Source organism: Rhodococcus sp. DK176 (assembly GCF_038447315.2).
In the GTDB taxonomy this organism is placed as follows: Bacteria; Actinomycetota; Actinomycetes; order Mycobacteriales; family Mycobacteriaceae; genus Rhodococcus_F; species Rhodococcus_F jostii_A.
Window position 1 is genome coordinate 1,902,150 of the sequence record NZ_CP118321.2, and the last position, 26,656, is coordinate 1,928,805.

General features: G+C 68.3%; 21 protein-coding genes. 13 read left to right on the forward strand and 8 right to left on the reverse strand.

Annotated features, from left to right (window positions below):
• The first annotated feature begins 83 nt into the window (after positions 1-83).
• Entirely contained in the window at positions 84-989 is a 906-nt protein-coding gene (locus tag PSR88_RS09010; RefSeq protein ID WP_029539397.1) for a dienelactone hydrolase family protein, read from the forward strand.
• Here the strand turns inward: PSR88_RS09010 and PSR88_RS09015 are convergent.
• Entirely contained in the window at positions 947-1,624 is a 678-nt protein-coding gene (locus PSR88_RS09015) for a YrhK family protein (protein WP_011594711.1), read from the reverse strand. The two genes, PSR88_RS09010 and PSR88_RS09015, sit on opposite strands and share 43 nt — an antisense overlap.
• A gap of 119 nt (positions 1,625-1,743) precedes the next feature.
• Between PSR88_RS09015 and PSR88_RS09020 the strand changes: the two genes are divergently transcribed.
• On the forward strand, positions 1,744-2,952 hold the full coding sequence (locus tag PSR88_RS09020) for an enhanced intracellular survival protein Eis (RefSeq protein ID WP_011594712.1): 1,209 nt from the start codon (positions 1,744-1,746) through the stop codon (positions 2,950-2,952).
• Here the strand turns inward: PSR88_RS09020 and PSR88_RS09025 are convergent.
• Complete coding sequence (locus PSR88_RS09025; protein WP_011594713.1) at positions 2,949-3,875, reverse strand: LysR family transcriptional regulator; 927 nt, start codon at positions 3,873-3,875, stop codon at positions 2,949-2,951. The genes PSR88_RS09020 and PSR88_RS09025 overlap by 4 nt on opposite strands.
• An 86-nt stretch (positions 3,876-3,961) precedes the next feature.
• Positions 3,962-5,503 (reverse strand): APC family permease, encoded by a 1,542-nt coding sequence (locus tag PSR88_RS09030; RefSeq protein ID WP_016882909.1) that lies wholly within the window; start codon positions 5,501-5,503, stop codon positions 3,962-3,964.
• Between the two features lie 230 nt (positions 5,504-5,733).
• Between PSR88_RS09030 and PSR88_RS09035 the strand changes: the two genes are divergently transcribed.
• The 10 genes from PSR88_RS09035 (at position 5,734) to PSR88_RS09080 (ending at position 21,303) form a co-directional block, all read left to right on the forward strand.
• Positions 5,734-7,851 (forward strand): FAD-dependent oxidoreductase, encoded by a 2,118-nt coding sequence (locus PSR88_RS09035; protein ID WP_029539395.1) that lies wholly within the window; start codon positions 5,734-5,736, stop codon positions 7,849-7,851.
• 11 nt (positions 7,852-7,862) lie between these two features.
• Positions 7,863-8,228: a cupin domain-containing protein gene (locus tag PSR88_RS09040; protein WP_011594716.1), complete on the forward strand. Its 366-nt coding sequence runs from the start codon at positions 7,863-7,865 to the stop codon at positions 8,226-8,228.
• A 35-nt stretch (positions 8,229-8,263) separates the two neighbouring features.
• Complete coding sequence (locus tag PSR88_RS09045; RefSeq protein WP_029539393.1) at positions 8,264-9,760, forward strand: aldehyde dehydrogenase; 1,497 nt, start codon at positions 8,264-8,266, stop codon at positions 9,758-9,760.
• Positions 9,761-9,897: 137 nt separating this feature from the next.
• Positions 9,898-10,155 carry a GNAT family N-acetyltransferase gene (locus tag PSR88_RS09050; RefSeq protein WP_020476808.1) on the forward strand — a complete coding sequence of 86 codons (258 nt, stop codon included), beginning with the start codon at positions 9,898-9,900 and terminating at the stop codon, positions 10,153-10,155.
• A gap of 31 nt (positions 10,156-10,186) precedes the next feature.
• Positions 10,187-11,173 (forward strand): isopenicillin N synthase family dioxygenase, encoded by a 987-nt coding sequence (locus PSR88_RS09055; protein ID WP_011594719.1) that lies wholly within the window; start codon positions 10,187-10,189, stop codon positions 11,171-11,173.
• 190 nt (positions 11,174-11,363) lie between these two features.
• Positions 11,364-12,743: a dicarboxylate/amino acid:cation symporter gene (locus PSR88_RS09060; RefSeq protein WP_016882905.1), complete on the forward strand. Its 1,380-nt coding sequence runs from the start codon at positions 11,364-11,366 to the stop codon at positions 12,741-12,743.
• 44 nt (positions 12,744-12,787) lie between these two features.
• Complete coding sequence (locus PSR88_RS09065) at positions 12,788-13,183, forward strand: nitroreductase/quinone reductase family protein (protein WP_009474488.1); 396 nt, start codon at positions 12,788-12,790, stop codon at positions 13,181-13,183.
• Positions 13,184-13,560: 377 nt separating this feature from the next.
• Entirely contained in the window at positions 13,561-19,053 is a 5,493-nt protein-coding gene (locus PSR88_RS09070) for a glutamate synthase-related protein (protein ID WP_016882904.1), read from the forward strand.
• Entirely contained in the window at positions 19,050-20,819 is a 1,770-nt protein-coding gene (locus PSR88_RS09075) for a sulfite reductase subunit alpha (protein WP_011594722.1), read from the forward strand. The genes PSR88_RS09070 and PSR88_RS09075 overlap by 4 nt, the downstream gene beginning before the upstream one ends.
• A 34-nt stretch (positions 20,820-20,853) precedes the next feature.
• Entirely contained in the window at positions 20,854-21,303 is a 450-nt protein-coding gene (locus PSR88_RS09080) for a flavodoxin domain-containing protein (RefSeq protein ID WP_011594723.1), read from the forward strand.
• 4 nt (positions 21,304-21,307) lie between these two features.
• Here PSR88_RS09080 and PSR88_RS09085 read toward each other — a convergent pair whose 3' ends face one another.
• The 4 genes from PSR88_RS09085 to PSR88_RS09100 form a co-directional block, all read right to left on the reverse strand.
• Positions 21,308-22,171 (reverse strand): PaaX family transcriptional regulator C-terminal domain-containing protein, encoded by an 864-nt coding sequence (locus PSR88_RS09085; RefSeq protein WP_011594724.1) that lies wholly within the window; start codon positions 22,169-22,171, stop codon positions 21,308-21,310.
• Complete coding sequence (locus PSR88_RS09090) at positions 22,155-23,390, reverse strand: kynureninase (protein ID WP_011594725.1); 1,236 nt, start codon at positions 23,388-23,390, stop codon at positions 22,155-22,157. The genes PSR88_RS09085 and PSR88_RS09090 overlap by 17 nt, the downstream gene beginning before the upstream one ends.
• Positions 23,387-24,241, reverse strand: coding sequence for a tryptophan 2,3-dioxygenase (locus tag PSR88_RS09095; RefSeq protein WP_011594726.1), 855 nt, complete (start codon positions 24,239-24,241; stop codon positions 23,387-23,389). Before PSR88_RS09095 ends, PSR88_RS09090 begins: the two co-directional genes overlap by 4 nt.
• A 145-nt stretch (positions 24,242-24,386) precedes the next feature.
• Positions 24,387-25,226 carry an NmrA/HSCARG family protein gene (locus tag PSR88_RS09100; protein WP_029539390.1) on the reverse strand — a complete coding sequence of 280 codons (840 nt, stop codon included), beginning with the start codon at positions 25,224-25,226 and terminating at the stop codon, positions 24,387-24,389.
• A gap of 137 nt (positions 25,227-25,363) precedes the next feature.
• On the opposite strand from PSR88_RS09100, the gene PSR88_RS09105 reads away from it, so the two are divergent.
• Positions 25,364-25,909, forward strand: a complete 546-nt coding sequence (locus PSR88_RS09105) for a dihydrofolate reductase family protein (protein ID WP_016882902.1) — start codon at positions 25,364-25,366, stop codon at positions 25,907-25,909.
• A gap of 55 nt (positions 25,910-25,964) precedes the next feature.
• On the opposite strand, the gene PSR88_RS09110 is transcribed toward PSR88_RS09105, so the two are convergent.
• On the reverse strand, positions 25,965-26,483 hold the full coding sequence (locus PSR88_RS09110) for a hypothetical protein (protein ID WP_083853096.1): 519 nt from the start codon (positions 26,481-26,483) through the stop codon (positions 25,965-25,967).
• Positions 26,484-26,656 lie beyond the last annotated feature (173 nt).

Sequence of the window (26,656 nt, forward strand, 5' to 3'; positions counted from 1 at the left end):
AAGTGATGAACTGGGAACCGATGCCGATCACGGGTTCGACCAGGGATAATTCCCTACATCAGCCGATGCGGACGGGGACGATCATGACGCCACTGCAACGCTATATCGCCGAGGAGATCGCGATCGACCATGCCGACGGGCTGCTGTCCCGCCGCGAGGCGTTGCGAAGACTCGGACTCATCGGCCTCGGCGTGGCGGCGGCGTCCTCGTTGCTCGCCGCCTGTTCCACCGACAGCGACGAGTCGCCGACGTCGGCGCCGGTGACGCCCGGCGGAGCGACGCCCCCACCGCCGGGAGCGGCCGAGGCCGTCGAGACCGAAGCGGTGACGTTCCCCGGGCCGGACGGCCGCGTCCTGCAGGGTGCGTGGGCCGACGCCGCCACACCTCGCGGAGCGGTCCTCGTCATACACGAGAACAAGGGCCTGACCGACCACATCCGTTCGGTGGCGGGACGATTCGCGGGTGCCGGCTACTCCGCGCTCGCCCTCGACCTGCTCTCGGAGGAGGGCGGGACCGCAACGTTCACCGATCAGGCGCAGGCGACCGCCGCGCTGGCCACCGTGCCGCCGGCGCGCTTCGTCGCCGACATGAAGGCCGGGGTGGACGAACTCGGGCGTCGGGTGCCGGACGAGAAGATCGCGGCGGTCGGGTTCTGTTTCGGCGGCGGGATGGTGTGGCAACTCCTCGCGTCCGGTGAGCCGAGGCTGGCTGCGGCGGTCCCCTTCTACGGGCCCCTGCCCGAGGGCGCCGATTTCTCCGGGTCGAAGGCCGCGGTCCTCGCCATCTACGCGGAACTGGACGCCCGGGTGAACGCGTCCCGGGACGCCGCTGCCGCCGCACTCGCGAAGGCGGGACTACCGCATGAGATCGTCACAGTTCCGGGCGCCGATCACGCGTTCTTCAACGACACCGGGCCCCGCTACAACGCGACCGCGGCAGCCGAGGCCTACGAACGTGTCCTCGCCTGGTTCGGCGAATACCTGGGGTGAGGCGGGCGCATCAGCAGTGCGGCCACGAGGAAACAGACCGCGCCCACGAACGTGCCCAGATCGGCGATCGTCGGGTTCTTCAGCGAGTCCGTGCCGGGCACGATGAACGCGCCGACAGCGGACACTCCGAACGCCACCGACCCGATCATGTTCAACCAGGTGCTGCGCCAGTTGCGAGCATGCGGATCCCACAGCTTGTCGGTTTCGGTGGTGGCCACCACAGCCAGACCGCTGGCGACGAGGAATGCCGTCGACCCGAAGATGTCGGGACGCCACCCCCACACCCGGTCCTGTTCGACGGTGAGGCCCTGGATCAGCGCGACGCCGGTGCTCACGTTGAACAGCAGGGTGCCGACGAACTGGATCAGCGCCGCCCACCAGTCGTAGCGTTCGACCGTCGCGGAGTCCTCCCCGGGCACCGGCCTGCCGCTGAGCCGCAACTGGATGAACCCGGCGGTGGTGAAGAACAGCGACCCGACGAAGTAGGTGATGTTGTCGATCTCGGCGCCGACCGCGTGCCCGTACACCCGGGTGGCCGCCAGCCCGAACAGGAAGGAGCCGATCACGAATCCCCAGGATTCGCGGCGCAGCCGGAGCGTGCGGCGAGGCGCGGACGAGGGGTGGTCATTCGACACCGTGACGTCACCCCCTCACCGGTCGGCAAGGTTTCAGACTCTCCGAAAGCGCGCACCGGGTCAAGGTCGGACGCCGAAATTCGGCTGCGAGTCCACGTGGGGTGTGCCAGTGTCGGGGAATGACGACGACCACCGCCGGCATCACGATCAGAACGGCCACCGAACAGGACTGGCCGAAGATCACCCTGCTCAACGAGATCTGCTTCGTGACACCGCAGACCGAGGAGTTCACCGCCCACTGGAGGCAACTCGTCAGCGGCGCGCCGCCGATCATCGCGGTCGACGAGGACGCGGTGGTCGGCGCCACCATGGACATCCCGATGACCGTCACCGTTCCCGGTGGCGAGGGCGTTCCCGCGGCGGGCGTCACCGCGGTGACGGTCGCGCCCACCCATCGACGCCGCGGCCTCCTTCGCGCGCTCTACACCGAACATCACGACCGCATCCGGACGTCGGGGGTCCCGCTGTCGCTCCTCACGGCCAGTGAGGGCGGGATCTACGGACGCTTCGGGTACGGACCCGCGACCATCGAGACCACGTCGAGCATCGACCGCCGATTCGCGGTGCCGCACCCGAAGGCACCGGACCCGGGTGGTGTGCGGATGGTCCATCCGGCGGAGGCCCGGGCCGCGTTCACCGACGTCTACGACCGCTGGCAACGGGTGACCCCGGGGGCGCAGGTGCGGCCCGAGATCGTGTGGAATCGGATCTTCGCCGACCGTGAGAGCGAGCGCGGCGGCGGCACAAGCCTGTTCGGGCTCGTGCACGACGACGGTTACGTGCTCTACCGTCGCGTGTCCGGCGACAACGGAACCGTCGCCCGGGTGGAGGAGATCCGCACCGTCACGCGAGACGCGCACGCCGCGCTGTGGCGAGCACTGCTCGGCCTGGACCTCGTGCGGCGCATCGAAGCGCACCTCACCCCCGAGGACCCACTGCCGTATCTGCTGACCGACGGCCGGCTGGTACGCACCACCTCGCGCCACGACGAGCTGTGGGTCCGGATCATGGACGTGCCCGCCGCACTCGAGGCCCGCAGGTACCGAACAGACTTCGACGTCGTGATCCAGGTCGACGACGGATTTTTGGACGCCGGCGGGCGGTTCGCGCTGACCGTGCGGGACGGCACCGCGTTGTGCACCCCGACCGACTCCACCCCGCAGGTGGTGCTCGACCTGGACGTGCTGGGCAGCCTGTATCTCGGCGCCCACCGGGCACGCACCTTCGCCGCCGCGAACCGGCTGCAGGCCGCGGACCCCGACGTCCTCGACCGCTTCGATCACGCCTTCGGCGCCGACCGCGACGCCCAGATGGGGTGGCCGTTCTAGCGGGCCGAACCCGCCTGTTTCGCGAACACGGCCCGCGCCCGTTCGGCGACGGCCCGGGCCCGCGCCGTGCTCCGCACACCCTTCAGCCGGGCAAGCACCACCGGGAGGCCGGGAACGTCGTCGGCGATGGGCAGCGACGCGACGCGTCCGCCGTCGTAGGTCCGGCCCTCGGCGGGCCGCTGGTTGAGGATCGAGAAGCCGTGGCCGCGGGCGACGAGTCCGCGCACCGTTTCGTAGCTCGCCGACCGGTACCGGACCACCGGCGTGACCCCCGCCGCCGACAGCATCGCCAGGAAGTAGTCGCGGCTGCTCGGCAGGTCCAGCAACACCATGGGTTCGCCCTCGAGGTCGGCGAGGGTGATCGCGTCGTGGCCGGCCAGCCGGTGGTCCGGCGGAAGGATGACGTGCGGCCTGGCAACGCCGAGCGTCTCCGTCTCCATGTCGTCGCCCAGCGCGAGGTCGTAGGTCAGGGCCAGTTCCGCGGTGCCGTTGCGCAGCGCCGCCCGCACCGCCTCCGCCTGCGTCTCGACGACCTCGACCTCCAGGTCGGGGTGCTGATCGCGCAGGTCCGAGATCAGTGTCGGGAGGATGAACGGAGTGAGGGTGACGAAGCAGGCCAGGCGCACCGTTCCCCGCACGTTGTCCTCGTGGCCGCGCGCCGCGTCGAGAACCTCACCGAGGTGGGCGAGGACGCTGCGGGTGTCGCGGAGCATCTCCTCCCCCGCAGCGGTGAGGACAAGTCCGCGGGACCGTTGCCGGATGAAGAGCTGGGTGCCGATCTGGTGCTCGAGTTGGGAGATCGCCGAGGACACCGCCGACTGCGCGACCATCAGTTCGTCGGCGGCCTTCGTCATGCTGGAGAAGTTGGCGGCCTCGACGAAATACCTCAGTTGGGTGAACGTCACGTCGGGTCGTCGTTGCATGCGCTCTCCTCGAGATCTGAGGCCACCAGGATTGCAGGTCTCCGACCGGGGAGCCACCCACGACACACGCGGCGGACGCGACACCGTCAACGGATGTCGGCGTTCACGAGGTCGGGATCCGGCTCCGCTCCGGGACCGTCTTCCCGGGTGGGGCGCGGGCCACTCGCCGACCGCACGGAATTGCCGCGCATGTATCCGACGGCGCCGAGTAGTGCGAGCACGGCCAGCGTCCCGAGGGTGAACAGTTCGAACGTCCCCTGGCTCACTCCCCAGATCTCCTCGAAGTCGTAGTCCAGGCCGAACACCGATTCCAGGGTGCCCGGGAAGACCGCCACCCAGGAACCGAGCAGCACCCACGCGAAGCACAGGATGCCGAGGACGCGGAAGCCCGCGTTTCCGGTGGGAACCCGGAAGGGCCGCACGACGTTCGGGAAACGCGTGCGCAGGCGGACCGCCGACGGGATGACGATCAGGTAGCTGAGCAGGAACGTCGAGATCGAGATGGTGAGCACGACCGCGAAGATGGAGCCGCCGGAGCCGGTGATCTGCATGGCCGCGATCATGAAGACGGTGGCGACGAGTCCGGACAGGAAGTTGACGCGCACCGGCGTTCCGAGACGCGGATGGAAGCGGCCGAAGAATCCGCCGAAGAACGCACCGTCGGCCGCGGCCATCGCCTGCATGCGGTCGCTGATGATCATCCACGCCGCGCCCTGGGTCATCAGGATCACCGCGAAGATCACCCCGGTCACGGTCTGCATGGCGGGTGCGGCGGGACCGTACACGCTGTACACGGTCGCGACCGCCTCGAGGAGTCCGCCGACACCGGTGATGTCGTCCGCGGGGACGACGAGCAGGATGGCGAAGATCGGCAGCAGGTAGGACGCGGCGGCGATGGCGCAGGCGCGGGCGATCGAGATCGGGACGTCGCGGGCGGGGTTCTTCATCTCCCCGGCGGCGCTGTTCCCGGATTCGAACCCGAGGTAGGAGAACAGCAGCAGCGGCGTCACACCGAGGAGCCCGGTCAGGGTGGGGCTGAAGTCGCCGGCCGAGATGCCGGCGAATCCGTTCTTCGCGGCGTAGATGCCGGTGGTGACGAGGAAGAACAGCAGGAAGACGATCTTGAGGAACGCGCCGACCGTCGGAATCCATTTGCCGCGAGCCAGACTCACGACGGCCGCGAGCACAGTCAGCCAGATGAAGACCAGTTTGAACAGGTAGTCCGTCACCGATCCTTCCTCGAACGCGGTGACGTAGTGGTTCCAGGTCTCCGCGGCGATGAACGCCATCGACCCGCCGACCCACACGGGCTGGGTCACCCACGTCAGCAGCGATGCGAGGGCGGCCAGCGGCCGGCCGAACGCTCTCCGGACCCACACGTACACCCCGCCCTCGCCGGTGAACGTGCTGCCGATCTCGGCGAAGATGAGGCCGTAGGGCAGCAGGAAGAACACCGCGAGAACCAGTGCCCAGGTGAAGGTCTCAGCGCCGAAGGTGGAGACCTGACCGAGAACCTCGACCGACACCACCGCCGCGACGATGAGGAAGACGATGTCGAAACGGCCGAGTGACTTCTCGAGATGTTGCATCTGTTCGTCCGCCAGGGCGGTGGGGGTGTTGTCGCTCATCGATCGTGCCTCTCACGTTGCAGTGATGCCGGTCACTACTCTCGTCCGCACCCGGCAAATCTGTACAGCACAAAGATCCGGGGTATTGCATCAGTTATCCAGATGCTGATGCCGCCGACTTGGCATCTGAATAACTGATGCAGTGGCACGGAAAGATCCTGTTGACTGTTGTGGTCGCGCGGACCGACGATTCTGGCACTGCACGAACCGAACAGCGTGAGGAACCCACCGTGCGTGATCCGCGATACGACATCCTTTTCGAACCGGTCAAGATCGGACCGGTCACCGCCCGCAACAGATTCTTCCAAGTCCCCCACTGCAACGGCATGGGCTACCGGGACCCCTCCGGGGAGGCCTACATGCGGCGCGTCAAGGCCGAGGGCGGCTGGGCCGTCGTCTGCACCGAGCAGGTCGAGATCCACCCCACCTCGGACATCGGCCCGTTCATCGAGCTGCGCCTGTGGGACGACCAGGACCTGCCTGCCCTGACCCGGATCTCCGAGAAGATTCACGAGGGCGACTCGCTCGCCGGCATCGAGCTCGCCCACAACGGCCTGAACAGTCCCAACCTGATCAGCCGCGAGACCCCGCTGGGCCCGCAGAATCTGCCCGTCGTCTCCTGGAACTACGACCCCGTCCAGGCCAGGGCGATGACCAAGTCGGACATCGCCGACCTCCGACACTGGCACAAGGAGGCGGTGCGCCGGTCGCTGAAGGCCGAATACGACATCGTCTACGTGTACGCCGGGCACGCGATCGGCGGCCTGCACCACTTCCTGTCCCGCCGGTACAACAACCGGACGGACGAGTACGGCGGCAGCCTGACCAACCGGGTTCGCCTGCTCCGCGAGATCCTCGAGGATTCACGCGAGGTCGCCGACGGGAAGGCCGCTGTGGCGTGCCGCATCTCGGTGGACGAACTCCTCGGCGACGAGGGGATCACCCGCAGCGAGATCGAGGACGTGATCGGCCTGCTCGGCGAGACCCCCGATCTGTGGGACTTCGTGCTGGGCAGTTGGGAGGACGACTCCGTCACGTCGCGGTTCGGTCCCGAGGCGGAGCAGGAGCCGTACGTCCGCGGGCTGAAGCAGCTCACCACGAAACCCGTCGTCGGCGTCGGCCGCTTCACCTCGCCCGACACGATGCTGCATCAGGTCAAGAGCGGCATCCTCGACTTCATCGGGGCGGCCCGACCCTCGATCGCCGACCCGTACCTTCCGCGCAAGATCGAGGAGGGGAACCTCGAGGACATCCGGGAGTGCATCGGCTGCAATATCTGCGTGTCCGGCGACTTCACCATGTCGCCGATCCGCTGCACCCAGAACCCGACGATGGGCGAGGAGTTCCGGCGCGGCTGGCACCCGGAGCGAATCAAGGTGCGCTCGACCGATTCGAACGTCCTCGTCGTCGGCGCCGGCCCCGCCGGACTCGAGGCGGCCCGCGCACTCGGGCAACGCGGCTACCACGTCAGCCTCGCCGAGGCGAGCAGGCAACTCGGCGGCCGCGTGACCCGCGAGTCCAAGTTGCCCGGCCTGTCCGCGTGGATCCGCGTGGTCGACTACCGCGAACAGCAACTCCGCAGGCTCCCCGAAGTGGACGTGTTCATGGAGAGCGAGATGACCGCCGACGACGTCATCGAGAACGACTTCCAGCACGTGGTCGTCGCCACGGGCTCGCACTGGCGCCGCGACGGCGTCGGCCGGTGGCACACCCACGCCGTTCCCGTCGACGAGCACGCCGACGTCCTGACCCCCGACGACGTGATGGCGGGGCTCCGGCCCCGGGGCAACAAGGTCGTGCTCTTCGACGACGACCACTACTACCTCGGTGCCGTCGTCGCCGAACTCCTCGCCAAGGAGGGATTCGACGTCACCCTGATCACGCCGGCCGCGCATGTGTCGCAGTGGACGACGAACACCATGGAGGTGGTCCGCATCCGCAAGCGAATCATCAAGGCCGGTGTGCACGTTCAGGTGAATCGCGCCGTCACCGCGGTCACCGCGCAGGGCGTCCGCACCGTGTGCGCGTTCACCGGCGACGAGCAGTTCGTCGACGCGGACAGCGTCGTCCTCGTCACCGCGCGGCTCCCGAAGGACGGGTTGTTCCACGAACTGCAGTCGCGCGAATCCGAATGGGCCGGCGCCGACCTGCGCAGTGTTCGCGGCATCGGCGACGCCTGGGCCCCGTCCACGATCGCGGCGGCGGTCTGGTCCGGGCACCGGTACGCCGAGGAACTGGACGAACCACCCGCCGCGGGCCCGGTCGCCTTCCTACGCGAAGTCACCGGACTGTCCATCGAACCCGTCGAGAGATTCTCCGTCCCCCCGCTCGCCAACGCACAGAACTGAGGAACACCACCATGACCGCAGTGCACCCGATCCCGACCGACGCCCGGAACATCGCGGCGATGACACCCAGCGCGTACGTCACCGCGGACACGCTCCGGGCGGGCGATCCGAAGGAACACGAAATGATCCACCTGAGCAGCGGCGACGAGAAGTTCACCGTCGGCTCCTGGCGCGCCGAGCCGTATCGCGAGTACATCGAGTCCTACCCGGGCGACGAATACACCCGGGTGCTGGAGGGTTCGGTGACGCTGACAGCGGACGACGGCGTCTCGCACACCTTCGGACCCGGCGACGCATTCACCCTGACCAAGGGGTGGCGCGGCGAGTACCGCGTCGACGAGCCCCTGCTCAAACAGTTCGCCATCTATGTTCCCTGATCCCACACCACCACTTTCGAGCACGAGGGATGACGATGCCTGACCCGACCACACTCGACGACTGGACCCGGCTCGCCGCGACGATCACGCCGCGCCGGGAGCTCTTCATCGACGGCGCGTTCCGTCCCGCCAAGTCCGATGAGACGTTCGACTCGATCAACCCGGCCACCGGTGAGCTGCTGGCACGGGTGGCGGCCGCGGACGCCCCGGACGTCGACGCCGCGGTGCGGTCTGCGCGCGAGGCGTTCGACTCGGGCGTCTGGTCGCGGAGCCCGGCGTCGCACCGCAAGCGGGTCCTGCTCCGGCTCGCCGAGCTGATCCTCGAACACCGGCACGAGCTCGCCCTGCTCGACTCCCTCGACATGGGCAAGCTCGTGGTGGAGGCACTGACCGTCGACGTCCCCTCGGCGGCCGAGCTTTTCAGGTTCTACGCCGAAGCCCTCGACAAGATCGGCGGGGAGATCGCGCCCACCGATCCCGGGAGTCTCGCGCTCGTCTCCCGCGAACCCCTCGGGGTCGTCGGGGCGGTGGTCCCGTGGAACTTCCCACTCGACCTCGCGGTGTGGAAGCTGGCGCCGGCCCTCGCCGCGGGCAACAGCGTCGTCCTCAAACCCGCCGAGCAGGCTCCCCTGTCGGTGCTGCGGCTGGCCGAGCTCGCCGCCGAGGCAGGCCTGCCCGACGGCGTCCTGGGCGTCGTCCCGGGGTTCGGCGCCACCGCCGGAGCGGCGCTGGGCCTGCATCCCGACGTCGACGTTCTCGCCTTCACCGGCTCGACCGCGACCGGGAAGCGGTTCCTCCGGTATGCGGCGGACTCGAATCTGAAGCAGGTCTGGCTCGAATGCGGAGGCAAGAGCCCCAACCTGGTGTTTGCGGACGCCGATCTCGACGAGGCGGTGGAGAAGGCGGTCTTCGGCGCGTTCTACAACCAGGGCGCGGTGTGCTCGGCGAACTCCCGGTTGCTGGTCGAGGAGTCGGTGGCCGAACAGGTGACCGAGGCCCTCGTCCGCCGGGCGTCGTCGATCCGCCCCGGCAATCCGCTCGATCCCGCCTCCACACTGGGCGCGATCGTCGACGAGAACCACGCTCGCACCGTTACGGGGTTCATCGACCGCGCCCGGTCCGAGGGCCGGGTGTTGCTGGGCGGCAACAAGACCACCGTGGACGGCCGGGGATCCTTCGTCGAACCGACGATCTTCGCGGACGTCGCACCCACCGCCGAGGTGGTGACCCGGGAGGTGTTCGGACCCGTCCTCACCGTCCAGACGTTCACCGACGAGGCCGACGCCGTCCGGATGGGTAACGACAGCATCTACGGCCTGGCCGCCTCGGTGTGGACCGAGAACCTGAACCGGGCGCACCGCGTCTCCGCGGCGCTGCGGGCGGGGACCGTCTCCGTCAACACCGTCGACGCCATCAGCGCGCAGACCCCGTTCGGCGGGTTCAAACAGTCCGGGTTCGGCCGCGACCTCTCCCTGCACGCGACGGACAAGTACACCGGGCTGAAGACGACGTGGATCCGGCTGCGGCAGTGAGCGTCACGACACCGTGCCGATCCCCGACCTCGGCGGGCGAATGTACCCGTCGGCGCTCCCGAAGCGCCCGCGGGTACATTCGCCCCGAAACGTGACACCCCACGTCCCCCGTGTCCTCGCGGCGCTGCTTCCGCGGGGTGGCCGAGAACTCCGTGTACACGGCCCGGGCGTTCCGCGGCGCGGGCGTCGGGACCGCGCTGATGCGGCGGCTCATCGACGAAGCGGACTTCTCGGGCATCTGGACGCTCCAGGCCTCGGTGCTGGCGGTGAACACCGGGTCCATCGCACTGCACCACGCGGTCGGCTACCGGACGGTCGGGGTGCGGCAACGACTCGCACAGATCGACGGCGTCTGGCACGACAGCATGCTGCTCGAGCGCCGCCGGGAGACCTGACACCGCGACCAACCGGAGCTACCGTGGAGGGATGCTCCCCGTCATCGATTTCGCCGAACTGGACACTCCGGCCGGGCGGGAACGGCTGCGGGAGATCACCCACCACGTGGGGTTCTTCTACCTCGACGGGCACGGCGTGGACCGGGAACTGCTCGATCGGGTGTTCACCGTCGCGCGGGAATTCTTCGCCCTGCCCGACGACTCCAAGCAGTCGATCGCGATGCTGAACAGCCCCCATTTCCGTGGCTACAACCGGGTGGGCGACGAACTGACCAACGGCGAGACCGACTGGCGGGAACAGATCGACATCGGCCCCGAACGGCAACCGATCCCCGGCGCCGACGGCTACCTGAGACTGCAGGGTCCCAATCAATGGCCCGCGGATCTCCCCGACCTCGAGAAGACGATCGAGGCCCTGGACGCCGCGCTCGCCGACGTCGGGATGCGGCTCCTGCGGCACTGGGCCGCGTCACTCGACGCCGATCCGGCGATCTTCGACGACGCCTTCGCGCACGCCCCCGCCACGCTGATCAAGGTCGTCCGCTACCCGGAACGGCCGAGCGCCGACCACACCGGCGAGCAGGGCGTCGGCGCCCACAAGGATTCCGGCGTGCTGACGATGCTGCTCCTCGAACCCGGGTCGTCGGGACTCCAGGTGGAAACCGAGACCGGCGACTGGATCGACGCACCCGCCCGCGCCGGCTCGTTCGTGGTGAACATCGGCGAACTGCTCGAGGTCGCGACCGGCGGGTACCTGAGGGCCACCCGGCACCGGGTGCTCACCCCCGCCGGTGCGCCCGAACGACTGTCCGTGCCGTACTTCCTCAATCCCGCCCTCGACGCCACGGTCCCGACCATCGAGCTGCCGCCTCACCTGGCCGAACGCGCCCGCGGCATCGAACTCGATCCGGCGAATCCGCTCTATCGCACGTACGGCGAGAACGCGTGGAAGAGCCGCACCCGCGCGCACCCCGACGTCTACGCCCGCTGGTATCCGGACGAGGCCGAACCGGAGTAAACGCGCGCCGCCACCGGGAGTATTGTTCCCGCAGTGTTGTTCCTGACCTCTCGGCGCTACGTCGACCTCCGCCTGCAGGCGAGCGCAATCTGTCCGCGCTCGCGCTGACGCACCTCTCCACTCAGGACTCTCTCTCGCCGTATCCGCCCCACCGGGCGACGTTCCACGGCCCCACGCGAAAGGCACACCCATGCCCAGTCCCGCGCTGTCCACGCGCGCCGAGACCACCTCTCGACGCCGTCTACCCCAGTGGGCCACATCATTCGCCCCCCAGATCGTCACCGGTCTCGTCGTCGGCGTCATCCTCGGACTCGTCGCCCGCGCCATGCCCGTCGCCGCCGACGGCAACGAGAACTGGCTCGTCGGAACCGTCCACACCATCGGCTCCAGTTACGTGAAACTCCTTACCGTCGCGGTGATCCCGCTGGTGTTCACGGCCATCGTCAGTTCGATCGCCAACCTGCGCGAGGTGGCCAACGCCGCGCGCCTCGCCGTCCAGACACTGCTGTGGTTCGCGATCACCGCGTTCATCGCCGTCGTCATCGGGATCGTCATCGGACTCGTCATCCAGCCGGGATCCCACACGACCGTCACCGGCGCCGGCAAGGAACCGGCCACCACCGGCTCGTGGTGGGCATTCGTCACCGGCCTCGTGCCCAGCAACTTCCTCGGCCTGAACGCGAAGACCACCCTCACCGAGGGCGCAGCCAGCACGTCGCTGAGTTTCAACGTGCTGCAGTTGCTCGTCGTCGCGGCCGCGATCGGCATCGCCGCACTGAAGGTCGGCGCCAAGGCCGAACCGTTCCTGCAGTTCAACGCGTCACTCCTCGCGATCGTGCAGAAGGTGCTGTGGTGGATCATCCGCCTCGCACCGATCGGGACCGCCGCGCTGATCGCGAACGCCGTCGCCACCTACGGCTGGGACGCCATCGGCTCGCTCGGCTGGTTCACCGCCGCCGTCTACATCGGCCTGGCCATCGTGTTCCTCGTCGTCTACCCCGTCCTGATCCGCGCGCACGGACTGTCGGTGCGTGCCTTCTACTCCGGTGTGTGGCCTGCCACGCAGCTCGGCTTCGTGTCCCGTTCGTCGATCGGTACCCTGCCCCTCACCGAGCGGGTCACAGAACGCAATCTCGGTGTCCCCCGCGAGTACGCGTCGTTCGCCGTGCCGCTCGGGTCGACCACCAAGATGGACGGCTGCGCTGCCATCTATCCCGCGATCGCCGCGATCTTCGTCGCCGAGTTCTACGGTGTGCCTTTGTCGTTCACCGACTACCTGCTGATCATCGTCGTCTCCGTGATCGGATCCGCTGCCACCGCGGGCACCACCGGCGCCACCGTCATGCTGACGCTCACCTTGTCGACGCTGGGACTGCCCCTCGCCGGTGTGGGCCTGCTGCTCGCGGTCGAACCGATCGTCGACATGGGCCGCACCGCGGTCAACGTCACCGGGCAGGCTCTCGTCCCGACGATCGTCGCGAAGCGCGAAGGCATCCTCGACGAAGCCCGCTACAACGCCGAACGGACCGGCGACCCGTTCGAGGACGACGACGCGGTCGCCGCGAAGTAGCGAAACGGTCGACGAGAGCCTTCCCCACGTGGAAGGCTCTCGTCATGGCCGACCTCGACGCGATCAAACGACGGATCGTCATGCAATTCCAGCGGCACGTCGCCAACCCGCTCTCCACGCGACTGTCGAGCCAGACGCTCCTCGAGACCACCGGCCGCGTCAGCGGGCAGCCCCGCGTCACGCCCATCGGCGGCCGGCGCACGGGCACCGAGTTCTGGCTGGTGTCCGAGTTCGGTGAGCGGTCGAACTACATCCGCAACATCCGCGCGAACAATGCCGTTCGGCTGCGGATCCACGGCAGGTGGCACGCCGGCACCGCGACGCTGCTCCCCGACGACGACGCCCGCGCCCGGCTGGCGCAGCTTCCCCGGATGAACAGCGTCGCCGTCCGGGCCGTCGGCACCGACCTGCTGACCGTCCGCATCGACCTCGCCGACTGAGGTCAGCGGGACAAACGCCCACCGAATGGTCACCCGCACCCGCAATAGCGTCGGCATCTGACCAATGCCCGTGCGTCTACGAGCGCGGCCCAGCGTCCTGGCCAGGTGTGATGTTCGCAACTCGGCGTTCGGCTGCACGCTCGTCGCGGATTTGGTACCGCTCGGCGGCTGCGGATCGAGCAGCTTGCAGTAGGGACTTAGCCTCGGCTAATCTGCGATTTCGCGCGGACCTGGAAAAGGTCCGCACCTCAGACAACGACGTCTGCCTCACCGGCGTATCGGTTCGGGGCCGGTTCTCTGCCGTGTTCCTCTCGCCGACGCCACCCGTGCGCCCAGCACGGCCCCATATTCGGCGAGTATCGCGAGGAGACAGTCGGTTGAACACGAGTGCCACCGAGTCCGGCCTGTACGACAGGACGCTCGACAAGAGCAGCTGCGGCGTGGGCTTCATCACCCGCAAGGACGGCATTCAGACCCATGACGTCCTCATCAGGGGCCATGAGGCCCTGTGTGCTGTTCCTCACCGTGGTGGCATGTCGGCGGAGGGTGTCGGCGACGGCGCCGGTGTCTGCGTCGACCTGTCGGTGCCGTTCTTCCGCACCCTGACCGGTCAGGACGATCTCGAGGCCGGCCGGTTCGGTGTCGGCAACTTCTTCCTCCCCACCGACGTGGCATTCCACGGCGACGCGGAGGCCGTCATCGAGCGGGCTCTCGCCGACCAGGGTTTCCACGTGCTGCTCGAGCGTGACGTGCCCGTCGACGCGACCGTGCTCCGGCCCGCCGCGATCCGGCACCAGCTGCCGATCCGGCAGTGGGTGTTCACCGCGCCCGACGCGTGCGCCGACGAGACCGAGTTCGACCGTCGCATCCACGACGCCCTGCTCGCGATCGAGGCCGTCGCGTACACCCAGCCCGATCTGGCCGGGCTCTACCCGCTGTCGCTGAGCGCCCGCACCCAGGTGCTCAAGGGCCGCCTCAATTCGAACGAGGTGATGCCCTACTTCCAGGACCTCGTCGACCCGGCGCACGCCATCCACACCCTGTACTTCCACACCCGGTTCTCGACGAACACCGACCCGCATCCGACGATGGCGCAGCCGTTCCGTCTGATGGCGCACAACGGCGAGCTCAACACGGACAAGAAGAATCGCCTGTCCGAGACGGCGCTCGCTCGTGCCCGGAACCGGGAGATCGTCCGCCCGCACGGCCAGTCGGACAGTTGCCGCCTCGACCAGACGCTGCAGAGCCGGGTGGTGGAGGACGGTCTCGACCTGGTGACCGCGGTGGTGTCGATGATGCCGCCGGCGTGGGAGAACGACTCCACCCTGTCGCCCGAGGTCCGGGCGATGCTCGAGTACTTCTCGCTGTACGAGGAGAAGAACGACGGCCCGGCCGCGCTGATCTTCGGCGACGGCACCGTCGTCGGCGCGCGGCTCGACCGGCTCGGACTGCGTCCGCTGCGCTCGGTGGAGACGGACGAGTACCTGTGCGTCACGTCCGAGGCCGGGCAGATCGACTTCGACCCCGAGACCGTCCTGCACCGCGGACGCATCGAGGCCGGCGGCATGCTGTACTTCGACCACCGCGAGGGCCGCTCGTACTCCACCGACGAGGCACTCGAGCTGCTCGCCTCCCGGAACGACTACCCGACGCTCGTCGCGGAGGCCCGCCGGACCATCGAGGCGCTGCCCGAGGTCGAGGCCGAGCCGGGACCGCTGCGGTACAACGGCGACCTCGAGCGCACCCAGCGCTACGTCGCGTACTCGCACAACCAGGAAAGCTTCAAGTTCATGATGGACCCGATGCTCGCGTCGGGTCAGGAGAAGATCTCCGCGATGGGCTACGGCAACGCCATCAACGCGCTCTCCGATCAGGAAGGCGGGGTGGCCAAGTACTTCTCGCAGCGTTTCGCCCAGGTCACGAACCCTTCGCTCGACAGCATCCGTGAGGCCGACGGCATGACGCTGCGTGTCGCGCTGGGCGCCAAGCCGAACAGCGGGGCGCAGTCTGCGCCGCAGATCGTGGTGCCGTCGCCGATCCTCACCCACATGGACATGCTGCGGATCCGCAAGCAGTCCGAGACCCCGGTGCAGCGTTTCCCGATGCTGTACACCCCCGTCCACGGTGACTCCGCCGCCAACGCGGCTGCGCTGGAGGCCGCGGTCGACGGGCTCTGCGACGAGGTGGAGGCGTTCGCCCGCGAGCAGGGCGGCATCGCGATCGTCACCGACCGTCACGTGGCCACCGACCGCGCCGCGCTGCCGATGATCGTGGCGATCTCCGCTGTCAACCAGCGGCTGATCGAGGAGGGCCTGCGCCTGCGGGTGTCCGTCGTCGCCGAGAGCGGTCAGATCTCGTCGTCGCACCACGTGGCCGCGGCCCTCGGTTTCGGCGCCGCCGCGATCTACCCGCTCGCCGTCCGTCTGCGCGCCGAGGAGAAGTTCGCCGACGAGGCGGATGTGGCGTTCAAGCGGTTCGCGAAGGCCGCGGAGAAGTCGCTGATGAAGACGATGGGCCGGGTCGGCCTGTGCACCGCCGAAAGCTACATCGGCGGCGAATTCTTCGAACCCAACTACCTCGACACCGACGACCGGGTGCTGCGCCGCTACTTCGCGAACGTGAAGACACCGGTGGGTGGTGTCGGGTTCGCCGTCATCGCGCAGGCCGTCGCCGACTGGCACCAGCGCGCCCTGACGGTCACCGGGGAGAAGGACGTCCCGCTGCTCGGCCTGTTCAAGGAGCGCGCGGAGGGCGCGGGTCACTCGTACGGCACGGCGGCCGTGCGCGGCTTCGTCGACCTCACCGAGGAGCCCATTTCGTTCGACACGGCGGGCACGCAGGACCACACGGAATCGCTGCGACTGCTGCCGCTGAACCGGCTCGAGGACGCGTTCGGTCTCGACGACGACGCCTACCGCAACGCCGGCTTCCAGAAGCTGACACCCGAGGCGATCGACTGCTTCGAGATCACCCCCGGCTACCGCGCCTTCGCGCGGACGATGGCCGAGGAGCGCACCCGTCGTCCGGCAGCGCTGCGCGACGTGCTGGATCTGCCTGCCGACGTCACGTTCCTCACCACGGCAGCCGAGTTCCGCAAGCAGATGGGCCGCTTCTCCCGCAAGGGCAACAACAGCTTCGCGGTGCGCGGGCTCGAATCCGAGGCCATCGGCGAGGACCGGTTCCGGCTGCGGCTCACCGGCCCCCACGCGGGCGAGTCCCGTGTGCTCGCGGCGCTCGGCGAATCGCTGGTCATGCGGTTCGGCGACGACCTCCTCGACCACAGCGTGGACGGCGACGCCCTTGTGGTGAGCACGTCCGGTGAGGCGCTGCGATGTCTGTCGCTGCTGCGCACCGCTCCGGCGAGCGTGCCGATCGGTCAGGTGCAGAAGGCCAGCGAGATCACCCCGTTCCTCACGTCCGGCGCCATGAGCCACGGTGCGTTGAACTCCAACGCGCACGAGGCCGTCGCGCACGGCACCAACATGGTCGGCGGTATGTCGAACAGCGGTGAGGGCGGCGAGCACATCTCGCGCTACGGCACCATCCGCGGTTCCCGGATCAAGCAGTTCGCGTCCGGCCGTTTCGGTGTGTGGGCGGGCTACCTGGCCGACCCGATGCTCGAGGAACTCGAGATCAAGATCGCGCAGGGCGCCAAGCCCGGCGAGGGCGGGCAGCTGCCCGCACCCAAGGTGACCGTCGAGATCGCGGCAGCGCGTGGCGGCACTCCCGGCGTCGAACTCGTCTCTCCCCCACCGCATCACGACACGTACTCCATCGAGGACCTCGCGCAGCTCATCCACGACTGCAAGGCGGCGCGGGTCCGCGTCATCGTCAAGCTCGTGTCCTCGGAGGGCATCGGCACCATCGCGGTGGGTGTCGCGAAGGCCGGCGCCGACGTCATCAACGTCGCGGGCAACACCGGCGGTACCGGTGCCGCCGCGGTGACCAGCCTCAAGTACGCCGGACGTTCGGCGGAGATCGGTGTCGCCGAGGTCCATCAGGCGTTGTGCGCCAACGGGTTGCGGCAGAAGGTGCTGCTCCGGTGCTCCGGGGCGCACCAGACGGCGAGCGACGTCGTGAAGTCGGCGCTGCTCGGCGCCGACAGCTTCGAGTTCGGCACCACCGCGCTGATGATGCTCAAGTGCGTCATGGCCAAGAACTGCAACATCAAGTGCCCCGCCGGTCTGACCACCAACCCCGAACTGTTCGACGGTGATCCGCGGGCGATGGCGCAGTACCTGCTGAACATCGCGCACGAGACCCGCGAGGTGCTGGCCGAGCTGGGGATGTCCTCGCTGCGCGAGGCCCGGGGCCGCTCCGATCTGTTGCAGCTCCTCGACCACCCGTCGAGCGTCGGCCAGCTCGACCTGCGTGCGATGCTCGCCGTGGTCGAGGAAGTGACCATCGGCGATCCGGTGTACCTGGAGAAGGACTACACGCTCGACGACGGCTGGCTCGTGCAGCTGCGCGCCGCGCTGGTCGAGCAGGGCGAGGCCACGGTCGAGCTCGGCGACGGGGTGCACCTGAGCAACCGCAACAAGAGCGTCGGCGCCCAGCTGGCGGTCGACATCGAGCGGATGCTGAACCACGAGCTCACCGATGTCGAACTGCCCGCCGTGCTCCGCGACGAGCGCGGCCGCGGCTACCTGCGCGACGGCAGCGTCCGGATCGCCACGTCCGGGTCCGCGGGCCTGTCGTACGGTGCGTTCTGCAACGACGGCATGACCCTCGTCCACACCGGCACCGCCAACGACGGCGTCGGCAAGGGCGCCAACGGCGGCAGCATCGTCGTGCGCTCGCCCGGTGGCGGCTCCGACCGGCACGGCGGCAATGTGCTGATCGGCAACTTCGCACTGTTCGGCGCCACCGGTGGACGCACGTTCGTGGAGGGTCAGGCGGGCGACCGCTTCGCCGTACGCAATTCGGGTGCCACCGCGGTGGTCGAGGGTGTCGGCGACTTCGCCTGCGAGTACATGACCAACGGCGCCGTCCTCAACCTCGGCAGCTTCGGCAAGGGCGTCGGCAACGGGATGAGCGGTGGCTTCGTCTACCAGTACGACCCCGAGGGCAAGCTGCCCGGCAAGGCCAGCGCGGACTCGATCCTGCTCGGCTCCATCACCGGCGACGACGAGCACGCGGCGCTGCACCGTCAGGCCGTGCACGTGCTGCTCGGGTGGCACCTCGAGGCCACCGGCTCCGCCAAGGCGGCCTGGTTGCTCGAGAACTGGGAGACCGAACAGCACCACTTCGTGTACGGCATGCCGCGCGCACTGCTGCAGTACCAGGACAGCGACGAGATCCTGAAGGCCAAGCCCCGCAAGGAGCTCGCCGACGAACTCGCCGCCGCACTGGTCGCGCACCAGGTGCGCAAGTTCAAGCTGGACTACCGGGACGGTCACGCGGTGCTGGACGGCGCCGTGCCCGGCTACGGCGAGGCCGACACCGAAGCCATGTTCGCGCTGCTGAACAACTACACCGTGCTGAACGCGGCGCAGGAGATGGCGCTGTCCAAGCTGCCGGGTGTCGCGGATCCGTCCGATCCGGCGGTCGACAAGGCCGTCCGCAACCTGCTGCTCACCGAGGACTTCTTCCTCATGCAGCGGTTGCAGCGGTACGCGCGGGAAGCGTTGAAGGACTACAGCGACGAGGACCTGGCCGTGATGGTGGCGGCCAAGCGTCTCGCCGACTACAAGGATGCGCTGCGCCGCCGCAACGTCCGGTCCATCGACGCCCCCGGCACGTACGGCTGGATCCTGCACCAGGACGCCAAGAACGTCGACAAGATCGGCCGGCTGCCCGGTTTCGAGGAGTTGTTCGCGCAGCACGCTCTCCCCGATCTCATCCCCACGAGAGACGTGGTCCCCTCATGAAGATGCCCTACATCCCCCAGGACGCCCCGTTCAGCGAGGACCAGCGCGTGTGGCTCACCGGCTTCCTCGCCGGCATGAGCTCGCGCCTCGTCGTCGGCGGCTCCGACGCGCCCGCCGCGGCGGCCGGTGGGCAGTTGCCCGCCATGCACGTGCTGTACGGCAGCCAGACCGGGAACGCGGAGGGTGTCGCGGAAGACGCTGCGGCCGCGGCCCGTTCGCAGGGCTTCGCGCCGGTCGTGAGCGCGCTCGACGACGTCGACACGGACGCCCTCGCCGCCATGCAACGCGTCCTGGTCGTCACCTCCACCTACGGTGAGGGTGAGATGCCCGACAACGCCGAACTGTTCTGGCAGGCGCTGGCCGCGGAGACCGCGCCGCGACTGGAGAACACCGACTTCGCCGTCCTCGCGCTCGGCGACACCGGCTACGACGGGTACTGCCAGGCCGGCAAGATGATCGACACCAGGCTCGAGCAGCTCGGTGCCCGCCGCGTCACTCCGCGCGTCGACTGCGACGTCGACTACGAGGACACTGCCGCCGCGTGGGTCGCCGACACCCTCCCCCTGTTCGCGGCCGTCGAGGGCATTCGCGGCGAGTCCCCCGTCGCCGATGTCGCCGAGCCCGAGACGAAGCCGGCCCGGAAGCGGTCGCAGTGGAACCGCAAGAACCCTTACGCGTCCACGCTCTCCGTGAACCGGCGGCTGTCGAGCGAGACGTCCGCGAAGGAGATCCGGCACTACGAGTTCGCGCTCGCCGACAGCGGTCTCGAGTACGAGGCCGGTGACGCGCTCGGTGTGATGCCGATCAACGATCCCGCGCTCGTCGACGCTCTGGTGTCCCGGCTGGGCATCCCGGCGGACGCCGCCGTCACCGGGAAGGAGCGGCCGTTCAGCGACCTCCTGCTGCACGGGTACGAGATCTCCACGCCGAGCCACGAATTCATCGACGAGATCGAGAAGCGGGCGGGCGACGAAGAACTGAGCCACGTGCTGCGGCACGGCGACAAGGAAGCCCTCGACGCCTGGTTGTGGGGCAAGGACGTGCTCGACCTGCTGCTCCTCGAACCGTCGGTGACCCTGACCGCGGACGAGTTCGTCGGGTTGCTGAAGCCGTTGCAGCACAGGGCGTATTCCATCTCGTCCAGCCCGCTCGCCAACCCCGGCAGCGTGCACCTGACCGTCGCCAGCGTCCGCCACAGCTCGGCCGGACGCGACCGCGGCGGCGTGTGCTCCACGTTCCTCGCCGATCGGATCGCCGAGGGCGGCAGCGGTGGAATCTTCGTGTCGAAGAACAAGTCGTTCCGCGTCCCCGCGAACGACGACGCACCGATGATCATGGTCGGCCCCGGCACCGGCATCGCGCCGTTCCGCGCGTTCCTGCAGGAACGGCAGGCGCGGGGCGCGTCGGGACGCAACTGGCTGTTCTTCGGCGACCAGCACCGCGCGTCGGACTACATCTACGAGGACGAGATCGGCGCGATGAGCGACAGCGGTCTCCTCACCCGACTCGACCTCGCCTTCTCCCGCGACCAGGCGGAGAAGATCTACGTGCAGAACCGGATGGTCGAGAACGGCGCGGAGTTGTTCGCCTGGCTCGAGGACGGCGGCCACTTCTACGTCTGTGGCGACGCCACCCGGATGGCGAAGGACGTCGACCGGGCCCTGCACGAGGTCATCGCCACCCATGGCACCCTTTCCACCGAGCAGGCCGCCGACTACGTGACCAAGCTCAAGAAGGAAAAGCGCTACCTGCGCGACGTGTACTGACCACGTCGGCAGCAACTCACGAGGAGCAAGAACAATGGCAGTGGTGATTCTGTACGGCAGCGAGGGCGGGACCTCCGAACTGGTGGCCGACAACATCGCCGACGTGCTCGGCGACTACGGCGACACGTCCCTGTACGACATGATGGAGTTCGACGCGGGCGATCTCGACCCCGAGAATTTCCACGTCATCGTGTGCTCCACCTACGGTGAGGGCGAGCTGCCCACCGGCGCGGAACCCTTCTTCGAGGGTCTCGAGGAAGACGAACCCGATCTCACCGGTTTGCAGTTCGCGCTGTTCGGCCTCGGCGACAAGGTGTACGAGGAGACCTACAACCGCGGCGGCGAGATCATCGCGGAGAAGCTCGTCTCCCTCGGCGCGGTCCAGGTGGGCGAACACGGCAGGCACGACGGGTCCAGCTCGATCCGCCCGAAGGATCAGGCCGAGGAGTGGGCCAAGAACATCGGCGAGGAATTCCTCGGATAGCACCTCACACCGGGAGCCGCGACTGCACGCTCCGCACCCAGTCGCGGCTCCCGTCGAGGTAGCGGTCCCGTGCCGACGCGAACAGGCGGACGCTGTCGGCGCCGGGCCAGTCCTCGGGCAGCATGCCGGCGGGCAGGCCCGGGTCGATGTAGGGGATGATGCGCCATTCGTCGAGCAGCGGGACGAACCGGACGAACGCTTCGCGCGGCGACACCTCCTCTGCGGCAGACAGAGCGACCCGGTGGCGGTCCAGGAAGTCGCGGTGCCGCGCGGCGATGCCGTCCAGATCCCACCACCGCGTCGCCGCGTCCCCCATCGAATCGGGGACGAACACCGATGTGGACACGAAGGTGGTCACGTACTCTGACAGGCCCAGCGCGTCGACGATGTCCTGGACCTCGCGGGCGAGGTACTCGGGGGCGATCCACAGGCCGGGCGACACGGTTCCGCAGCCGATCCAGCCGAGTCGCCTGCGCAACTGGTGCCGCACCGCCCGTTGCGATTCGGGGATGGTGAACGAGATCAGCCGCCAGGGATCGGTTTCCGACATCTGACGGAAGCCGAAGATCCGAGGATCGCCGCGTCTGAACATCGCCTCGGCCTGCTCGGTCACCTCGTACCCGCTCCGCCCGTCGCGGGTCAGCGGCCGCAGCACCCCCTTCTTCTTCAGGCGGGCCACTGCGATGCGCGTCGATTCGGAGGGGATACCGACGGCCTGCATCAATTCCACGAAGTCGGCGATCGCCACCCACCCGCCGAGGTCGCGCACGTACGCGCCGAGGACGGTGCGGATCAGGGACGTCGCGCTGCCGGGCCGCGAATCGAAGTCGTCGAGGACGGCGCTCGCCGGTTCAGTCGGTGAGTTCATCACGGATCGCGAGTATCCCGGCGAACACCTCACCGAAGCTGGTACTCAGCGGGCTCAGGCCGAGCCGCAGCCCCTGCGGGGCCCGGAAGTCGGGGATGACGCCCTTCGTCCACAGTCGCTCGACGACGGTCTGGAACCGCGGGTGGTCGATGATGACGTGACCACCCCGTTCGGCGGAGTCCTCCGGCGACCCGATCTCCACGCCTAAGGGAATCAGCACCTCGCGCACGAGGTCGAGTGCGTACTCGGTGAGCGCGATCGACTTGGCGCGCACGGCGTCCATGCCGACCTCGTCGAGGAGTGCGAGGGTGTCCTGCAGCGCGATCATGCCGAGGACCGACGGCGTTCCGCTGATCACCCGCCGGATGCCGGGCGCCGGTCGGTAGCCCTGCTCCATCGCGAACGGGTTGTCGCGGCCCATCCAGCCCCAGATCGGCTGTACGAAGTCCTGCTGATGGTCGGCGCGAACGTAGGCGAACGCCGGTGAGCCCGGACCGCCGTTCAGATACTTGTACGTGCACCCGACCGCCAGATCGACACCCCACGTGTCGAGTTCGAGGGGAACCGAGCCGACGGAGTGACACAGGTCGAGCAGCAGGAGCGCACCGGCGTCGTGTGTCACGCGCGCGGCGCCGGCGGCGTCGACCAGGTAGCCCGAGCGGTAGGCGACGTGACTGAGCACGACGAGCGCGGTGCGTTCGGAGACCACGGACGTCAGGTCGTCGACGGTGACGCCGCCCCGGGTATCGGATTCGATCCACCGGAGCGTGAGCCCGAGTTCTCCGGCCACGGCCTCGAGCACGTAGCGGTCCGTCGGAAAGTTGTCGCGGTCCACGACGATCTCGGTGCGGTCCGGCCGCAACGCGAGCGCACCTCGCGCGAGTTTGTACAGCAGAACCGTCGTCGAGTCGCCGATGGTGGTCTGCCCGGCGGCCGCGCCGAGCGACACCCTCGCGAGGGTGTCGCCGATCGTGATCGGCAGGTCGTACCACTCCTCGTCCCACCCGCGGATGAGCCGGCCGCCCCACGACTGGGTGACGAAGGCGTTGATCCGCTCGGCACTCGCCTTGGTGGGCCGGCCGAGCGAGTTGCCGTCGAGGTAGGCGGGCACCGAGGGGTCGTCGGCGCCGATGAACAGGTCGCGGTACGGGCGCAGCGGGTCCGCGGCGTCGAGTTCGGCGGCGCGGGCGGCCGGCACATCGGTCGAGGTGGTCATCATCGTCCGATCTCGGTGCGCACGGCCAGCAGTTCCGGGAAGAACGTCAGGTCCAGCGCCTTTTGCAGGAATCCCACTCCGCTGGACCCTCCCGTTCCGGATTTCATGCCGATGGTCCGCAGCACCGTGCGCATGTGGCGGAAGCGCCACAGCTGAAAGTTCTCCTCGAGGTCGACGAACTCCTCGAAGGCCTCGTAGACGGCCCAGTGTTCGTCGTGGTTCTCGTAGACGAACTTGATCAGGGGCAGCAGGTCCTCGTTCAGCGTGTAGGCGGCGGTCACGTCGCGGTCCAGCGCGGAGGCCGGCACGTCGTACCCCAGCCGCGACAGGCACTGCCAGAACGCGTCGTACAGGCTCGGCTCGGCGAGGAGCCGTCCGAGCAGGTCGTGGGCGGCGGGATCGGCCTCGAACACCGCAAGCATTCCGGCGTTCTTGTTGCCGAGCACGAACTCGACGGCGCGGTACTGGTAGGACTGGAACCCGGACGAATTGCCGAGGAACCGGCGGAACTCCGAGTACTCGGTGGGGGTCAGCGTGGCCAGGACCGACCACTGTTCGGTCAGCGTCTTCTGGATGTGCTTGACGCGCGCCACGCACTTGAGCGCCCTGCCGATGTCGTCCTCGTCGAAAGCAGCTCGGGCCGCGAGTGTTTCGTGCAGGACGAGCTTCAGCCAGAGTTCGGTGGTCTGGTGCTGGATGATGAACAGCAGTTCGTCGTGATGCTCCGGGCGGCTCACCGGTTTCTGCGCGCTCAGCAGGGTGTCGAGGTCGAGGTACGAGGCGTAGCTCATCCGCTCGCTGAAGTCGGTGACGATGTCTTTCTCGATGGCTCTGGTGTTGGCCTGCACGCCCATGACCGTCCTCACTGCTGGTGTTCGAGTACCGGGCTCCCGAACCCCATATTACATAATCGTGGCGACCGCTACAGTTGTCGAATACGCGCCACCCCGGGTGCCACACCGGTAGATCCATCGGTACCGCTGGCGCTCCCGGCAGACCTCACGCCAACTCGGCTGCCCAGTCGGCGAAGCTCTGCCAGCCCACCTCGGGGTAGAGCCGGCGCAGTTCGCCGATCTTCGCGTCGTACCCCGTGTCGGCGAGGAAGCGGAACATAGCGCGCATGTCCGGCGACGCGATGGCGTCCGCGTCGGACGAATGGGCACGTACCGGCGTGCCCAGTACCTCACCGAGCACCTCGGCCATTCGACGTGGCGTCGGATCATCCGACGCCAGGTCGATTCGTGTCCGGGAAAATCGGTCCGGATCGTCGAACACGAGGGCGACGAACCGACCGAGGTCTCGCCGCGACAACTGCTGCAACGGGGTATCGACTGGCAGAGGCAGATCGAGTCGGCCATGGCGGATGCCGTCGAGTCCACCGAGCAGGTTGTCATAGAAGTAGGTCGGCCCGACGATCGTGTACGAGACCGAGGATTCTCGCAGCAACGACTCGGTCGCAGCCTTCGTGTCGAAATGTGGGACCCCGGTGCTCTTGTCCGCGTCGGCCACCGAAGAAAACACCACGTGTGGAACACCGGAATCACTGAACGCGCCGACGAGCGCGGCACCCTGAGCGATCTCCGCCTCCGGGCCGTCCTCGAACGGCGTCGTCATCGCGAACACGCCCGCACACCCATCGACAGCAGACGCGATCGCCGCCCGATCGGTAATATCGGCCACGGCAATCTCGACGCCTCGTAGGCGCAATGCATCTGAGCGAGAAGAGCTTCGACGGACAAGCGCGCGGACCTCACGCCCTCGTTCGAGCAGCGCGTCGACGACAGCGCCTCCTTGACCACCCGTCGCTCCGACGACTGCGTACGGCTCACTCATGGGCACAACACCTCTCCTTCTCGACCGCGCCAGCGTACTCGCAGGCTCCGTTCGCTCACCGTGACGTGTGCCCCCTGTTCGCCGTCGTCAGGTGTGCAGGTGCTGCCGATGATTTCTCGGCCGTCACGGTGTCAGTATTTGGTATGAGAACACTCGCGATCACCCAGAACATCACCCTCGACGGCTCCATCGAGATGCTCGGCGACTGGTTCGACCCCGCGGACCAGGATCCACAGCTGCTGGAGGCGACCCGCCGTCAGTCCGAGCGCGCGGATGCGATGTTGCTGGGTCGGCAGACGTTCGAGGACTTCCGCGGCTATTGGCCCCGACAGACCGACGACCGGACGGGGATTACCGACGAGCTGAACCAGATTCAGAAGTACGTCGTCTCCTCGACCATGGTCGACCCCCAGTGGCGGAACTCGACCGTGCTCACGAGCGACTGGATCGCCCGGGTACAGGCCTTGAAGGGGCAGGAGGGCCGCGACATCGTGGTCACGGGCAGCATCAAGCTGACCCATGCCCTGATCGAGTCCAGCCTGGTCGACGAGTACCGGCTGTTCGTGTACCCCGTCGTCCAAGGTCGGGGACGAAGGCTGTTCCCCGACGGGTACGAGATGCCGAGGCTGCAGCTGGTGGAGGCCCGCGGCTTCCAGAACGGCGTCTCTCTGCTGCACTACACCGTCTGAGGACACCACCCAGGGCCCTCGGCGGACGACGGTTTCCCAGCAGTCGATCCCGCCGCTACCGCTCCGCGTCAGCAGGAGCTGTGATCGTCGTGGTGGGCGTCGGTGTGGGTCTCTTCGTCCGCGTCGGTAGCTCTGGTGGTGGGGGCAGCATCCAGGTAGTGGTCGGCTCCGGCAAGCGTGTCACCGGGAGCACCTCGAAAGTCGTCTGCACCACCATGGACGGGGTCGGCAGGCACCGCAGACCGGCCACCTGGAAACCGCGACTGCCGCGGTTCGGCACCGCCGCGCGGAAGTCGGCGACGCTGCCGACCTGACGGGTCTCGCCCAGGACACGATCGCCGAACTCCACCGCCCACGGCCCGCCACAGGTAGGAAGACTCGTCGCGTGATACTGGATGCGGTCGCCCGGCTGCCCGCGCGGCGGAGTGAGGACGAGGATCGGCCCGGCGGGATCGAGCATGCGCGTCGCTTCCCTGCCGGGTTCGCTCGACGCACCGCCGCCGGTGTGGACTGTGAGCAGGACAGCAACCGACCCGACGAATACCGTCGTCGCCAACCAGGGTGTCTGCCGCACCGGTCTCACCTCGCACCCTCAATTATGCGGCTTCGCCACCCGTGCGCACCGACTCAGCGCGCATGTGATGAGCGACCACGCACACAGCTACCTCACCCACGACACGAACAGCCAGACACCCTCGGCGCACCCGGGGACACTCAGCGCATCTCACGGCGCCTTCGAGCACATCC